Source organism: Massilia sp. W12 (genome assembly GCF_037300705.1).
Lineage (GTDB): Bacteria > Pseudomonadota > Gammaproteobacteria > Burkholderiales > Burkholderiaceae_D > JACPVY01.
Genome location: NZ_CP147776.1, coordinates 3,604,670 through 3,620,219, shown reverse-complemented (window position 1 = coordinate 3,620,219; position 15,550 = coordinate 3,604,670). Strand labels below are relative to the sequence as shown.

General features: G+C 59.9%; 11 protein-coding genes. 7 read left to right on the top strand and 4 right to left on the bottom strand.

Going from position 1 to position 15,550, the window contains the following annotated elements:
- Nucleotides 1-23: 23 nt before the first annotated feature.
- The 6 genes from V8J88_RS14485 to V8J88_RS14460 all read left to right on the top strand — a co-directional run bounded on the left by V8J88_RS14485 (nt 24) and on the right by V8J88_RS14460 (nt 7,117).
- Nucleotides 24-968: a PP2C family serine/threonine-protein phosphatase gene (locus tag V8J88_RS14485; RefSeq protein WP_338844863.1), complete on the top strand. Its 945-nt coding sequence runs from the start codon at nt 24-26 to the stop codon at nt 966-968.
- A complete protein-coding gene (gene rph, locus V8J88_RS14480) occupies nt 968-1,702 on the top strand; it encodes a ribonuclease PH (RefSeq protein ID WP_338844862.1) in 735 nt (244 codons plus the stop codon). Before V8J88_RS14485 ends, rph begins: the two co-directional genes overlap by 1 nt.
- A gap of 2 nt (nt 1,703-1,704) precedes the next feature.
- The gene (gene rdgB, locus V8J88_RS14475; protein ID WP_338844861.1) at nt 1,705-2,295 is read left to right on the top strand and encodes an RdgB/HAM1 family non-canonical purine NTP pyrophosphatase; all 591 of its coding nucleotides are present in this window, start codon (nt 1,705-1,707) and stop codon (nt 2,293-2,295) included.
- Entirely contained in the window at nt 2,292-3,557 is a 1,266-nt protein-coding gene (gene hemW / locus V8J88_RS14470; RefSeq protein WP_338844860.1) for a radical SAM family heme chaperone HemW, read from the top strand. Before rdgB ends, hemW begins: the two co-directional genes overlap by 4 nt.
- 292 nt (nt 3,558-3,849) lie before the next feature.
- Entirely contained in the window at nt 3,850-5,022 is a 1,173-nt protein-coding gene (locus V8J88_RS14465; protein WP_338844859.1) for an HDOD domain-containing protein, read from the top strand.
- A gap of 7 nt (nt 5,023-5,029) precedes the next feature.
- Nucleotides 5,030-7,117 (top strand): EAL domain-containing protein, encoded by a 2,088-nt coding sequence (locus V8J88_RS14460; protein WP_338844858.1) that lies wholly within the window; start codon nt 5,030-5,032, stop codon nt 7,115-7,117.
- On the opposite strand, the gene V8J88_RS14455 is transcribed toward V8J88_RS14460, so the two are convergent.
- The 3 genes from V8J88_RS14455 to V8J88_RS14445 all read right to left on the bottom strand — a co-directional run bounded on the left by V8J88_RS14455 (nt 7,114) and on the right by V8J88_RS14445 (nt 10,458).
- Complete coding sequence (locus tag V8J88_RS14455) at nt 7,114-7,674, bottom strand: RNA 2'-phosphotransferase (protein WP_338844857.1); 561 nt, start codon at nt 7,672-7,674, stop codon at nt 7,114-7,116. The two genes, V8J88_RS14460 and V8J88_RS14455, sit on opposite strands and share 4 nt — an antisense overlap.
- Before the next feature lie 94 nt (nt 7,675-7,768).
- Nucleotides 7,769-9,622, bottom strand: a complete 1,854-nt coding sequence (locus V8J88_RS14450; protein WP_338844856.1) for a DUF885 family protein — start codon at nt 9,620-9,622, stop codon at nt 7,769-7,771.
- A gap of 134 nt (nt 9,623-9,756) precedes the next feature.
- On the bottom strand, nt 9,757-10,458 hold the full coding sequence (locus V8J88_RS14445) for a glutathione S-transferase family protein (protein WP_338844854.1): 702 nt from the start codon (nt 10,456-10,458) through the stop codon (nt 9,757-9,759).
- A 109-nt stretch (nt 10,459-10,567) separates the two neighbouring features.
- On the opposite strand from V8J88_RS14445, the gene V8J88_RS14440 reads away from it, so the two are divergent.
- Entirely contained in the window at nt 10,568-11,698 is a 1,131-nt protein-coding gene (locus tag V8J88_RS14440; protein WP_338844853.1) for a M14 family metallopeptidase, read from the top strand.
- Between the two features lie 9 nt (nt 11,699-11,707).
- On the opposite strand, the gene V8J88_RS14435 is transcribed toward V8J88_RS14440, so the two are convergent.
- Entirely contained in the window at nt 11,708-15,469 is a 3,762-nt protein-coding gene (locus V8J88_RS14435) for a two-component regulator propeller domain-containing protein (RefSeq protein WP_338844851.1), read from the bottom strand.
- Nucleotides 15,470-15,550: the final 81 nt, after the last annotated feature.

Genomic DNA, 15,550 nt, shown 5'->3' with positions numbered 1-15,550 from the left:
CGCAACAGAATAGAGTGAGCGGCATGCAATTTTCCGTATATCAAGAAAGCCTGATCGGCGGGCGCAAAATCAACCAGGATCGCATGGGTTACAGCTTCACGCGCGATGCGCTGTTGCTCCTGCTGTGCGATGGCATGGGCGGGCATTTGCGCGGTGAAATGGCGGCTACCATCGCCATGCAAACCATCGCCACCCTGTTTCAACAGCAGGCCACGCCTTATGTCAAAAAACCGGAGCGCTTCCTGGAAGATGCGTTTTTAGCGGCGCACCGGGAAATCCACCGTTACCGCGCGATCAATAATTTGCCGGAGACGCCGCGCACCACCATTGTCGGCTGTCTGGTGCAGCACAATACGGCGATTTGGGCGCATTGCGGCGATTCGCGGCTGTATTGGATGCGCAATGGCCAGATTCTGGCGCGCACGCGCGACCATTCGCGCCTGGAAACCCTGATTGCGCAAGGCAAGGTCGATCCTTCCGAGCGCGCCACCCATCCGGACCGGAATAAATTATTCAATTGCATCGGTGCGCCGAATCTGCCGATTGTCGAAATTTCCCGCCGCGCCAGTCTGATGGCCGGCGACATCCTCTTGCTGTGCTCGGATGGCCTGTGGTCGGTTTTGCCGGACCATGTGCTGGCGCAGCGTTTTGCCGGCAACACCGTGATGCGCGCTGTGCCCGATCTGCTCAAGAGCGCGGTCGGCATCGCCGGTAAAAACAGCGACAACGCCACCGCGCTGGCCGTGATGTGGCAGGGCAGCAAGGAGCTGGAAGACATCACCAGCATTTCCACCCATACCTTGCCGGTGGGCGCGGTTTCGACCACGATCCAGGCCCCGCAGGACAATATCGCCCAGCATGCGGCGGAAGATGATCTGTTTAATGATGATGAAATTGAAAAGGCGATCGAGGAAATTCGCGGCGCGATTCAAAAATCATCCCAAATCACCTCCAGGAATTCAAACTGATGAATGCTTTTTGCCGTCCCAGCGGACGCAGCCCGCAGCAAATGCGCGCGGTGCGTCTGACCCGTCAATACACCCGTCACGCTGAAGGTTCGGTGTTAGTCGAATTCGGCGACACCAAAGTGATCTGCACCGCCAGCGTGGAAGAAAAAGTGCCCGGTTTTTTAAAAGGCAAAGGGCAGGGCTGGTTGACTGCCGAATACGGCATGCTGCCGCGCTCAACTCACAGCCGCATGGATCGCGAAGCCGCGCGCGGCAAGCAAAGCGGGCGCACCCAGGAAATTCAGCGCCTGATCGGGCGCTCCTTGCGCGCCGCCTTTGATTTGAACAGTTTTGGCGAGCGCACCCTGCATCTGGATTGCGATGTGATCCAGGCCGACGGCGGCACCCGCACCGCCTCTATCACCGGGGCCATGGTGGCTGCATATGACGCCTTCGCCACCCTCAAGGCGCGCGACTTGATTCCGGCGATTCCGCTCAAAGCCTTTGTCGCGGCGGTTTCTGTCGGCGTGTTTCAGGGCGTGCCGGTGCTGGACTTGGATTACCCGGAAGACTCGGATTGCGACACCGATATGAATGTGGTGATGACAGACGCCGGCCACTATGTCGAATTGCAGGGTACGGCTGAAGGCGCGGTGTTTGACCGCGCGGTGATGAACCAATTAATGGATTTGGCCGAGGCCGGCATCCGCGAATTATGCGCGCTGCAAAAACAGGCGCTCGGTTTGGCGGAGTGAGCATGAGTCAGATTCTGGTGCTGGCCTCAGACAATGCCGGCAAGCTGCGCGAATTTGACAGCCTGTTGGCCCCGCTGGGTTTTCTCGTCAAGCCGCAAAAAGAATTTGCGATTCCCGCCGCCGAAGAGCCGTTTGGCACTTTTTTGGAAAACGCCCTGGCCAAAGCGCGCCATGCCGCACGCCTGTCCGGCCATGCGGCGTTGGCGGACGATTCCGGCATTTGTGTGCCGGCTTTGGGCGGCGCCCCCGGCGTGCATTCGGCGCGCTATGCCGGCGAACCGAAATCCGACGCCGCGAATAATCGCAAGCTGTGTCAGGCGCTGCAGGGCCATACCGAGCGGCGCGCGTATTACTACTGCGTGCTGGTGTTTGTGCGCCATGCCGATGATCCGCAGCCCCTGGTTGCGGATGGCGTCTGGCATGGCGAAATCGTCGATATCGCACGCGGTGAAGGCGGGTTTGGTTACGATCCGTATTTTTGGCTGCCTGAGCTTGGCTGCAGCGTTGCGGAATTGGATGCAGCGCGTAAAAATCAACTTTCCCACCGTGGCCAGGCCATGCGCGCGCTGGCGGCCCGTTTGCAAGACGCATGATTCCGATTCTTCCCGAAGGCGCGGCCAAGCCGGACGCGCAAGCATCCCCGGCAGATGCCGCTCACGCCGGCGCGGCGCAGGCCGCGCAAGCCTGGTTAAAGCAGGGCAGTTTGCAATTGCGCAGCCTGCCGCCGCTCTCGCTGTATGTGCATTTTCCCTGGTGCGTGCGGAAATGTCCGTATTGCGACTTTAATTCACATGAAGCGAAAAACGGCATACCGGAGGCGGAATATCTGGCGGCGTTGCGGCGCGATTTGGAATTGGCCTTGCCCCTGATCTGGGGGCGCCCGATTCACAGCGTGTTTATCGGCGGCGGCACGCCCAGCCTGCTGTCTGCGGCGGGCATGGAGCGCTTGATGTCGGATTTGCGCAGCCTCTTGCCCCTGGCGCCGGACGTGGAAATCACCATGGAAGCCAATCCGGGCACGTTTGAAGCGGAAAAATTCGCCGCTTTCCGCCAGCTTGGCGTCAACCGTCTCTCCATCGGCGTGCAAAGTTTTGATTCGGCCAAGCTGCACGCGCTGGGCCGCATTCACGACGGTGAGCAGGCGCGCGCCGCGCTGGAAATCGCCAGCCGCCATTTTGATAACTTCAATCTGGATCTGATGTTCGCCCTGCCCGGGCAGAGTCTGGCCGAATTGCAAGAAGATCTGGCGCAAGCCCTGTCATGGCGTCCGCCGCATCTGTCTTATTATCATTTGACGCTGGAGCCGAACACCCTGTTTGCCAAATTTCCGCCCGATTTGCCGGATGATGATCTGAGCGCGGATATGCAAGAGCTGATTTTTGCGCAAACCGCCGCCGCCGGCTTGGCGCATTATGAAGTGTCGGCCTATGCGCGACCCGATTGCCAGGCGCGGCATAACCGCAATTACTGGGAATTCGGCGACTACCTCGGAATTGGCCCCGGCGCCCACAGCAAGCTTTCTTTTGCGCACCGGATTGTGCGCCAGATGCGTTACAAGCAGCCGCAAACCTGGATCACGCAATGTCAGGCCGGTGCGCCGCTGCAGCAGGAACACGAAGTCGGGCGCGATGAACTAGGCTTTGAATTCATGTTGAACGCGCTGCGCCTGGAAGACGGGTTTGCCCTGAATCTGTTTGCCGAGCGCACCGGCTTGCCGCTCTCTGTGATTGACGCTGCACTGCAGGATGCGCAGCGGCGCGGTTTGCTGGAAGTCGATCACCGCTGGATCAAGCCCAGTCCCCTGGGTAAGCGCTTCCTGAATGATTTACAACAGTTGTTTTTGCATGATGCATAAACGCCACGCCCGGCGTGGCAAATTTTTCTTGCTAACAAGCAATTTGCTGTGCATGATGAAGTGATAAAAAGCAAATGCGTTGCGCGCAGGCATGCCGAAAACGGCATCAATTCCAACAAAATGCACAAGCCGCGCAGCTCGCACAAGCTCAGCCAGGAAATGCTTGATATGATGACGCAGCAGGGACGGTTTGTATGGCGGCGCGCCATGCCTTGTATTTGAGGCGGAGGCGGTCGGGGCTGTGCTCTTGTAAGATTTGCCAACAGATTAATGCATCATCGGAAATGCTAAGATGAATCAGCCTGGTATTCATGCACTGCCTATTGCCGGTTTGCAGCCGGTGGCGAATATGAAGCAGCATTGGGTGGCCGCATGGTGCCATCTGCCCGCGCGCTTTCCAGGCAGCCAACTGGCCCCCTTGCTGGCGGGCGATAATGGTTTGTTTGACGCCTTGGGCAGTTTGAGCCTGATCCTGCCTTGTCCCGATCCTTTTTCCTGGAACAGTATTGAAGTCGATAAACTGCCGCATGGCCGTTTGATTCTGGCGCTGCCGGCTTCGCGCTGCGGCGTGCCCAGTCTGGAGCCGCAATTGCGCTCTTTGCAATCGGCCGGCGCGCGATTTGTGGTGGCCGGCTGTCTGCCGCCCGGGTTTAAGATTGCGCCGCAGATTGAGGCCATGATGTTTGATATGAGCATCGGCCAGATCGCGCTGGCGCGCGACACCATGAGCCAGATGCGCGGCGCTCATCTGGCCAGCCGGGTTGACAGCAATGCGCAAATGCTGGAATGCAAGGCGGCCGGCTTTTCCTGGTTGTGCGGCGACTACGCCTTGCAACCCGGCGGCATCAAAATGGAGGCCACTTCGCGCAGCCGCTTATTGAAACTGCTGGCCCTGGTGGCGCGCGACGCCGAGGCGCGCGAGTTGGAAGTGCTGTTGAAACAGGATCTCGGCCTGTCTTTTCATTTACTCAAGCTGGTGAATTCCGCCGCTTTCGCCCCCGCCACCCCGATCACCAGTTTCACCCAGGCCATCAATGTGCTGGGGCGCCGCCAGTTACAGCGCTGGTTGCAATTATTGCTGTATGCGCGCAGCGATGAAAGCGGGGCCGCGAATCCGCTCTTGCCCTTGGCCGCCTTGCGCGCCAGTTTGATGGAAGGGCTATGCCGCGCCAGCGGCGGCGATGCGGCAATGTGTGAAAAAGCCTTTATGAGCGGCATGTTTTCCCTCTTGCCCATGGCGCTGGAGGGCGCTTTGGATGAAGTCATCGCCACCCTGAAACTGGATGAGCAGGTGGTGCAGGCGATTTTGCGCCAGGGCGGAGAATTGGGCCGCTTGCTGGATCTGGTGGACGCCGCCAGCCGTGGCCGCAGCCTGCCCGATAGCGGCGATATCAGTCCGGCTGAATGGTGGCAGGCGATGGGACAAGCCTGGCGCTGGGCCAGTGTTGTGATACGTGAAGCGTGAGGGCGCGATGCGTTGCGAAGCCACTCCCCTGGTCGTCAGCGCAGATTTATGTGAGCTGGTGATGCGTCTGGACGGCGAAGAATTGCAAGTCGCCTTAAGTCTGGTGGCGCAACGTGTGCTGGAAACCGGCAACGCCGGCTATCTCGGCCGCGCCCAGCTGCACACCTTGACCTATGAAGAAGAAATGCATTGTGCGGATGTGTGCGTCGGCGGGCAAACCATGGGGCGCTATTGGATGTACGCCTTGCCCGGCAATCTGCAGGCCGGGCATTTGCAAAGCCTGGAAGCGCTGGCCCATCTGACCGGGCAATTATTCAGCGCGCGCAGCCAGTGGAAGAGCATAGGCTCGAACCTGGGGCAGATCGAAGCGGAACTCTTGCGTCAATCGCAAATTCTGGACCAGATCCAGGAATCCGTGATCACCATGGACATGATGGGCTTTATCACCAGCTGGAACAAAGGGGCCGAAAAAATGTTCGGCTACAGCAGTGAAGAGGCGATCGGGCGCAATATTCTGTTTTTATACGACGATGAAGACCAGCATTTTGCCGATGCTTTCATGGATGCCGGCGGCAGTGAGATGGAAGTGCGGCGGCGCAAAAAATCGGGCGAAGTGTTCTGGGTCAGCCTGTCTTTATCGCCGCTTTCTGACCAAAGCGGCGAGCCGGTCGGCCTGATCGGCTTTTTGACCGATATCACCGAGCGCAAACAGGCGGCAGAGCGGATTCATCATCTGGCGTATTACGACGCCCTGACCAATCTGCCCAACCGCACCATGCTCTCCAAGCTGTTGAGTCAGGCATTGGCCGAAGGGCGGCGCGATCAGACCCAGGTGGCCTTGCTGTTTCTTGACTTGAACCGCTTCAAACCCATCAATGACACCTTGGGCCATGCGGTGGGCGACCGCTTATTGCAGGCCGTCTCGCAGCGCTTCCGTCAGGCTTTGCGCGAAGAGGATATTGTGGCGCGCTTAGGCGGCGATGAATTCGTGGTGGTGCTCAAGGGCTTGGAGCAGCATTATTTCGCCGCCGTGGTGGCGCAGAAATTGCAGCACGCCCTGGCCGAACCTATCCATATCGACAGCCATGAATTGCTGGTTGATGTCAGCATCGGCATCAGCATTTTTCCGCAAGACGGCAATGACAGCGACAACCTGTTGCGGCTGGCTGATATGGCGATGTACCGCGCCAAACGGCATGCGCACGAACACGGCGTGCAGGAAGCCGGCTATGCCTTTTACTGCCAGGACATGAATCAAAACATGTTGGAGCGTTTGCAACTGGAAAACGGTTTGCGGCGCGCCCTGGCCTTGAATCAGCTGGTGGTGTTTTATCAGCCGAAAATCGATTTATTCAGCGGCAATATCGTCGGCATGGAAGCGCTGGTGCGCTGGTTGCATCCCGAGCGCGGTCTGGTGCCGCCGGGCGAATTCATTTCTCTGGCCGAGGAAACCGGCTTGATTGTCACGATCGGGGCCTGGGTCTTGCAGCAAGCCTGCATGCAAGCGCGCGCCTGGCAGGAAATGGGCTTGCCGGCGCAGCGGATTGCGGTGAATGTCTCGGCGCGCGAATTCTCGCCGCAATTGCCAAACCGGGTTGAACAGGCTTTGCAGGAACATGGCATCGGCCCGCAATGGCTGGAGTTGGAAATCACCGAAAGCACGCTGATGCAAAACGTGGATCAGGTGATCAGCATCATGGATCGCATCAAAGCGCTCGGCGTCACGCTGGCGCTGGATGATTTCGGCACCGGTTTTTCCAGCCTGTCTTGCTTAAAGCGTTTTCCAATCGCCTGTCTGAAAATCGACCGCTCCTTCACCACCGGCATTCCAGACGATGCGAATGATTGCGCGATTGCCGCCACCATCATCAGCATGGCCAAGCAGCTTAAGCAAAAAGTGGTGGCGGAAGGGGTGGAAAATGAAGCGCAGCTGCGCTTTTTACGCGATACCGGCTGTGACCAGATGCAGGGCTATTTATTTTCGCCCCCGGTCACCGGCATGGCGATTGAAAAAATGATGCTGGAAAAAGCCCATCTGGATGTGGGCGAACGCGGCGACCGCCGCAAAGCTGAACGCCGCCGCGCCGACGACTAATCCAACTGCCGCAAATACTGCGCCGGCAGCGGGCCGCACAGCCAGACCCCGTTGTCGGCCTGATAAAAGGCGATGCCGGCGGCATGCGCGGCGGCTGCATCGACTGCAAAAATCACTGGCGCGCCGTGACGCGCGCCCACCGCTTTGGCGGTTTTCAGCTCGCTTGATAAATGCACATGCTGGCGCTGACCGGGGCGCAAGCCTTGGCGCAGAATGCTCGCCACAAAACGGCTGGCCGTGCCATGGAAGAGCTGCGGCGGCGGGATCTGCGGCGCATATTGCAAATTCACCTGCTTGCTGCTGTGACCTTGCGCGGCGCGGATTTTGTCGCCTTCGGGCGAGAGGGTGAAGCGGCGCTTGTCATTGCTTTGCACCACATGCAGCAATAATTCATGGGAAATCGTGTGACCGTGACGCGCAGCTTTGGCTAACAGCGCCTCCACATCCGTCCAGCCATCGCTATCGAGTTGCACGCCGATCGATTCAGGTTGATGGCGCAGGATGAAACTCAGGAAACGGCTGACATCAAGCGTGGTTTTTTCAGAAAACTTCGTCATATTCTTCTTCTGCTTTTTGTTGTTGTTTATCATTTGATACGCGCCCGCAGCTTGCGGGCGCGGCGTAGCATAACATGCAATGCGTGTTGGCTATTTATGACTTGTTTTGCGTCTTGACCTGGGCCAGCACTTTTTGCTGCGCGATCCAGGATTTCACCTGCTCCTGCATCACATCCAGCGGCAGCCCGCCGCTGGCCAGCAGCATATCGTGGAAACCGCGCAGATCAAATTCCTTGCCCAGCGCCTGTTCCGCCTGACGGCGCAGGGCGCTGAATTGGATCTGTCCCAGCTTATAAGTGAGGGCTTGCCCCGGCCAGGCGATATAGCGCTCAGTTTCACTCTGAATGCTGACCTCATCCATGGCCGAATGATCGCGGAAGTAGCGCTTGACCTGCTCGCTTGACCATTTTTTGTGATGCAAGCCGGTATCCACCACCAGACGGATGGCGCGCATCATTTCAGCCTGCAAATGGCCGTAATAGCTGTAAGGGTCTTGATACGCGCCGACTTCACGCCCCAGGCTTTCGGCATACAAAGCCCAGCCTTCAATAAACGCGCCGTAATGCCCATGGCGGCGGAAGGTTGGCAGATCCGTGCTTTCCTGCGCCAGGGCAATCTGGAAATGGTGTCCCGGTACGCCCTCGTGCAAGGCGGTGGATTCGATTTGCAGCAGACTGCGTTTGGCGAATTCGCTGGTATTCACCACCACCCGTCCCGGTTTGCTGCCATCCTCCGGCCCGTGCTGATATTGCGCGCCCGGCGCGCCGTGTTCGCGGAATGACTCAATTGCTTCAATCACCATCGGCGCTTTCGGCAGACGGCCAAACAATTTATCCAGCTTGGGATACATTTGCGCGGTGTAGTCGCGATAGCGCTGCAAGATATCCTCGCGCGAGGTGGCGAACAGGGCGGGGTTGTTTTTGATCGCCCGGTTGAACGCCGCAATGTCCGGATGCCCCATTTGCTTGGCGATTTTCAGCATTTCCGCTTCAATCCGCGCCACTTCCTGCAAACCGATCTGGTGGATTTGCTCGGCATCATATTGCGCCGTGACACCCTTGATGCGATGCGCATAACGCGCGGCGCCATCCGGCAAACTCCAGATGCCTTCATCCTTGCGCGCTTTGCTCAGATAGTCCTGCTGCAGAAACTGCGCCAGCTGACGGTAAGCCGGCGTCACATGCTGGCGGATCGCTTGCAGCACCTCCTTGCGCAATTCCTTTTGCATGGATGGGCTGATATCGGCGGGAAACTTCGCCAGCGGTGCGGCATAGGGGGATTTTTCTTCCGGCATATCGGCCAGATCAAGGCATTGCTTGGCGGCTTTTTCGACATGCCGGCGCAGCGGCGTGAGGCCCTTGGCCATGCCCAGCCGCATGTTCTGGATATTGTCTTGAAACACCGTCGGCAAGGCTTTTAAGCGCGCGATGTAATCGCGGTAATCCTTGGCGCTGGAAAAATCCAGCCTGGATGGCAGTTGCGCATATTCCAGATGCGGGCCGGAAATATGTGACAGCGGCATTTGCCAGGGCGTGAAACGGGCGCCGTCCAATTCATGCTGCAATTGGCGTTGCAGCAGCTGCAAACTCAAACGGTCCGGCGCAGACAGCGGTTTTTTATCAAATGCCGCCAATTTTTCCAGCAAGGCGCGGCTCTTTTGCAACTGTTTTTCCTGCGCAGCGGCGGAGGCGTCGCTCAATTTGTCATTCAAGCGCTTATCGCCCAAGGCGCTGGCGGTTTCCGGCTCGCTGGCCAGATAGTCTTCCCAATAGGCGGCAAACAAGGCGTGCAGCGCTTTGTGCGATGCCGCTGCGCTGTTGCTGTTTTCAATCACCGTGGCATTGACTGCTGAGGGAGGCGGGCTGGGATCGGGTGCGGCTGAGGCATGCAAGGCAAACAGCGACAAGAGGATGGCGGAACAAACGGGAACATGACGCGCAACGGGCATGACGGATCTCCAATGGCGGATAGTGAGGGGGCTGCAGCAGCACAGCAAAAGATGAGCGCGTATGACGCGCCGGGGGGGAAATGGTTCAGAAAAAAATGGCTTGCCGGGCGGCAAGCCATCTGCCGCAGACAGGCTTATTTGCCGTAAAAATGCGCCATGCCGCGCGCCACATAGGCGCGCAGATTGGCATGCTGCTCGCCGCGCGTGCGCAAGGGCGTGTCGAAGGCCGGGCATAACAGGCTGTTGATAAACGCCACCACGGTCGCGTCTGTGGCGCTGGGTTTGTCCCCTAATATCCAGTGTTGATCGCCCAGCAAGGCCGCCAGCGCATCAATGTCGCGCCCGGTCAGGCTTTCCAGATCCGCGCGGCTGTGGCGCCCCAGACCCTGCGCTTCCAATTGCTTTCTCACCTTGCCCAAAATCAGCGGAAACAAAAACGGTTGCAGCAAGCCGGGAATCGCTTTGGCCAACAGCGCTTTCGGGCCGCGCTTGAAATTGTCTTCCTGCAACCAGCGTGATTCCACCACGCCCCAGTACAAATGCTCTTCCAGCATTTTTTCAATCGTCCAGCCGAGCGCTTTTTGCTGCGCGCTGCAGCCGGGAAAAAAGTCGATCTTGTATTGCTGCTCCAGATAATCGCGGATCAAGGTCGAATCCGCCACAATCCGCCCGCCATCTTCGATATACGGCAATTTACCTTTCGGCGCCCGCCGCATATTGCCGCGTTTGAGTTGATATTCCAGCCCGCTGAGTTTGAGCAAAAGTTCTGTTTTCACCACAAACGGACTGGCGTCCGGCAGCCCGTAGGCCGGGCCAAAAGTATAGAGCGTGATCATGCGAATCCCAGTGAGAAAAAACCCCTTGCAGGGCGGCTGGCAGCATCTTAGCATGGCAGACTGTCACCCGGGCGGGCGCGTCCCGTTCATCACCAGCAAGGAGAAGCGCATGACTGATCTTTTCGCCAGCGCTGCGGCGCACGCCGGCGCCCGTGCGGCGTCTTGTTTCGCGCCCGACTACCGCGCCGCGCGCAGTCTGTTTTTGCAATCCCGCGCGCAATTGCCATTGCACAGTTATTTGCATCCACTGCGCGGGGCGCAAGGCGAAACCCTGGCGCTGGATGTGGTGCTGGCCGGCGCGCCACAGGCCGATAAAATCCTGCTCATCAGCAGCGCTTGTCACGGGGTGGAAGGATTTCACGGCAGCGCTTTGCAATCTGCGCTCTTGCAAGATGCCGCCTTGCTGGCGGCGGCGCGCGCCGGCGGCGTCACGATTTTGCTCTTGCACGCCTTGAATCCATGGGGTTTTTCCCACTTGCGCCGGGTGGATCATCAAAACATTGACTTAAACCGCAATTTCATCGACTTCGCCGCGCCGCCGGCGAATCCGCAATACAGCGAATTGCATGCCTTGCTGCTGCCGCCGGTCTGGCCGCCGGATGCGGCAAATCAGGCGGCCTTGGGCGCCTGGATGCACAACCATGGCCTGGCGGCGTTTCAAGCAGCCATCTCTATGGGACAGTACAGCCACCCCGATGGCATGTTTTATGGCGGCGCCGCGCCATCCTGGAGTCAGCAAACCTTGCGCGCCGTGCTGCGTCGCTATGCGGCGCATGCGCGCGAATTGGCATGGCTCGACATCCACAGCGGCCTTGGGCCGCAAGGCGTGGCGGAGCGTATGTTTGACGGGCGTGAAGATGATCTGGCGGCCTGCCGCCGCGCACAGGAATGGTGGGGGGGCGAAACCCCGGTCACCACCCTGCATGACGGCAACTCCAGTTCATCGCGGCTGCATGGTTTGATGCATGAAGCGGCCTACCAGGAGTGTGCACAAGCCAGATTCACCGGGCTGACGCTGGAATACGGCACGGAAGATTTATTATTTGTGCTGCAAGCCTTGCGCGCTGATCACCGCTTGGCGCAGCCGGCGGCAATGGCGCTGGCGCCTGCGCAGGCCGCCGCCATCCGCGCCACATTGCGGCAGGCGTTTTACAGCGATAATGAGGCATGGCGTCAGGCCGTCATGCGCCAAGGCATGGAGGTGATTGTGCAGGGCGTGCAAGCGCTGGCGGCCTTGTAAGCGCAGCGCTCAATCCGCCGCCACGCTGAGCCACAGCAGCGCGCCGCCCTGCGCCAGATTTTGCGCGCCGATTTCGCCATGCAGATAATGCGTCACCTGGTTGTAGGCCACATGCAAACCCAGGCCCAGGCGGCCGCTGCCGGAGGTGAACGGCTCGAAAATGCGCGGCAGCAAATCCGGCGCGATGCCGCAACCATTGTCGCTCACGCCGATGCGCACGCGGCGCCGTGCGCCATCCATGATTTCCACCGCTTCCAGTAAAACATGGCCCAATTGTCCGGCCGGCATCGGCGCGCCGGCGCTAAACGCGTGATGCACACAGTTTTCCAAAATCCGCGTCAAAGCTTCGGTCAGGGCCGGCTCGCATACGGTGACATGCAATTGCTGTTCGCAGCGCACTTCCAGAATGCAATGCTGGGCCGCCAGTTGCGCTTGCACCAGCTGCGCCGCATCTTGCAGATAAGCGGCCAGCTGCAGGCGGCTGGGCGGGGCCGGTTTTTCGCTGCGGATTGCGACCGATTGGAAGGTGCGCACCAATTGCGCGGCGCGCCCGGCCCCCTGTTGCGCCAATTGCACATATTCCAGACTTTCCAGCTGCTCGCGCGCCAAATCCGTTTGCGGCGGCGTGCTGTGCGCCAGCTGCGCATGGCTGGCCTGCAAGCGCTCTTGCAAACCGCTCAAGGCCATCAGGGTGGTGCCAAGGGGCGTGTTGACTTCATGCGCAATCGAGGCCAAGAGATTGGCCTGGGCCGCCATTTTTTCACTGCGGATCAAACGGCTTTGCGCCACCTGCAACTCTTCATGCGCCTGACGCAAGGCGCCATGGGCTTGCGCATTGCCGATGGCAATCGCCAGATAGCTGGCCAGCACCCGCAAAAATTCCATTTGCGTCTCGCTGTAAGCCTGTGCGCGCAGGCTTTGCACGCTCAAACAGCCCAGCACCTGCTGTTCTTGCATCAGCGGCAGATACACCAGAGTTTCGGTGTGCGCGCCGACTTGCGGCGGCAAGACCTGATCCAGATACTGCCCCAGTTCGCTGGCGTGATTCACCCACAATTCACGCTGCTGCAAGACACACCACACCGCTGGCCGGCCCGCCTGCGCCAGCGGCGTGCTGCAGGGCGGCAAGCGCTGGCCGTCTTCGATGTCATACACAAAATCAATCCTTTGCTCAGCCGCATTGAATAAGCCGATGCGGAAAGCATGCGCATCCAGACGGCGCCCGATTTGCGTATGAATCCGCGCAAACGCCTGTTCCATATCCAGCGTGGCGGTCAGCTCCTGGCCGATTTTTTCCAGTTGCAGCATGTCGGCGGTGCGCCCATCCAGCATCGCCTGCAAGCGGCGCGCTTCGATGCGCGTATGTTGCAAGCGCCAGCGGTAGCCGCCATACAGCAACAGACTCAGGCTGCACAGGGCAAGCGCAAGAAACCATCCGGTTTGCCAATACGCCGGCATGATCAGCACCGGGATTTCCAGCGTATTGCGGCTCCAGGCCCCGAGCCGGTTGGTGGCGCGCACCTGCAGGCGGTATTCGCCCGGCCATAAATTGGTGTAGCTGACATAGCGCTGGCTGGCGTCGGTGTAAATCCATTCCTGGTCATAACCCAGCAAGCGGTAGGCGTAGCGGATATGCTCAGGCTTGGAATAATCAAAGGCGGCGAACTCAACCCCGAAGCTGCGCTGTTCCGGCTTGACCTGCAAGACCGGGTGCATCAAACCCGGCTGCTGCGGCGTTCCGCCCAGGCGCAGCTCGGTGATTTGCAGCGGCGGCTCATAGCGCCAGGGCGTGAAGCGGGCCGGATCAATAATCGCCATACCCTGCGCGCCGCCAAACAACAGCAAACCGTCCTGCGTTTTGGCATACGAGGCAAACCAGCTGCCCTCCAATTGCATGCCGTCCGCCGCGCTCAATTCATACCAGCGCAAGGTGGCCGGATCCAGCACCAGTCCCTCAGTCCACAACAAACCCTTGCTATCTTCCAACAGATTTTCGCCCACCGAGCGGCCGGGGCGGCCCATCTGTTCGCTGATGTGGGCAAATTCAGCGTGCAAGCCTTCCAGCCGCTGCAAACGCTCCAACCCCAGCGCGGTATCGACCCACAACTGGCCTTTGCTATCGAGCAGCAAGCCATTCACCCGGTTGGAAATCAGGCTGGACGGGCGGTTATCTTCATGCGCATACAAATCCAGGCCGGCGGCGCCGGGGGCCAGCATCCACAAGCCGACATGGCTGGCGGCGAACAGGCGGCCAGAGGCGTCCTGCGCCAGCGCATGAATCTGTTGCTGCATCGGCGCGCCGCCCTGGCGCTTGAGGGCGACGAAGCGCTGGCTTGACGCATCCCAGCGCGCCAGCCCGGCGCGCGTGCCGACAAAAAAATCGCCGTTTTTGCCATGCAGCATGCACATGATGTTTTCATCCGGCAAACCGTGCGCGCGCCCGAACAATTGCCAGTGCCGGCTGTTTGGCGCCAGCCGCGCCAGACCATGATTGCGCGTGCCGGCCCATACCGCGCCATCCGGCGCTTGCGTCAAACTGCCGATGCGCGCCTCCGGCAGCAAGCCGGGCGTGGTCTGGCCCGGCAGCGGCGGGCGGTGCGCATCCACCACTCCCAGACTGCGGTCTAACACCTCGATGCCAAAGCCGGCCACGGCCAGCCACAGCCGCCCATCGCGATGCGCCAGAATCGAGCCGATCGAGGACGCGCTGATGCTGTTGCGCTGATTCGGATTGTGTTGCAACAGGCGGATCGCCTGATTCTGCGATTGCAGACGCTGTAAGCCGCCGCCAATGCTGCCGACCCAGATCAGCCCGGCCCCGTCCTGCGCCATGCTGGTGACATCATTGTGTCCCAGGCTGTTGAGCTGGGCCGGATCATGCCGCCAGTGATCCAGCACGCTGGCGTCAGCCGCGTGCAAGCGTTGCACGCCATCGCCATTCCAGGCCACCCAGATTTGCTGCGACGCGCCTTCCAGCAATTGGCGCACGCTGCCATGCGGGGTGCTGTCGCGCTGCGCCTGGCGCAAGGGCAATTCGCCTTCCTCCAGCCAAAACAAACCGCGCCGCTGCGTGCCGATCCACAGCTTGCCATCCGCCGCCGGCAATAGCGCAGTCACCGATTGGCCGTGTAAAGCCTGTCCCGCCTGTGAATCGAAAGCGCGCCAATGGCGGCCATCAAAGCGCTGCAACCCCCCCGGGCTGCCGAGCCACAGGCGGCCATGTTTATCCAGCGCCAGACTGCGCACACGCTGATCCAGCAAACCATCCGCCACCCCCCAATTGCGCAAGCTTTGCTGTTCCGGCGAATACAGACTCAAACCCTGCTCGCTGCCGATCCAGACATGGCCGGCGGCGTCGCCGGTCAGCGCATTGATTTGATTGCCCGGCAAACCGGGTTGATTCGCGCGGTGTTGCAGGCGCGTGAAGCGCTCGCTGGCGGGATCGAAAATGCTCACCCCGTCGCTGCTGCTGCCGACCCACAAACGGCCATCCGGGGCCAGCCACAGGGCGGACACATGATTGCCGGCCAGCGAAGCCGGATTGTGCATTTCATGCGTGAAACGGCGGAAGCGGTAGCCATCGTAGCGGATCAAACCATGCTGGCTGCCGATCCACAACCAGCCCTTGGGATCGACCAGCAGCACGGTCACATTGTGTTCGGGAATATGTTCGGCATTGCCGATTTTTTGAAAAGACACCTGCGCCTGGGCAAACGGAAAATCCAGCGCCAGCGCGCATGATGCAAACCAGAGCAGCGCGGCGCCCGCCATCAGCCGCGCGGCCCGGCGCAGCGCAGCCACGCCCGTCAGCCATCCGGCGCAAGGGCAAAAAGCAGGGCGCAAGCAAGCGCC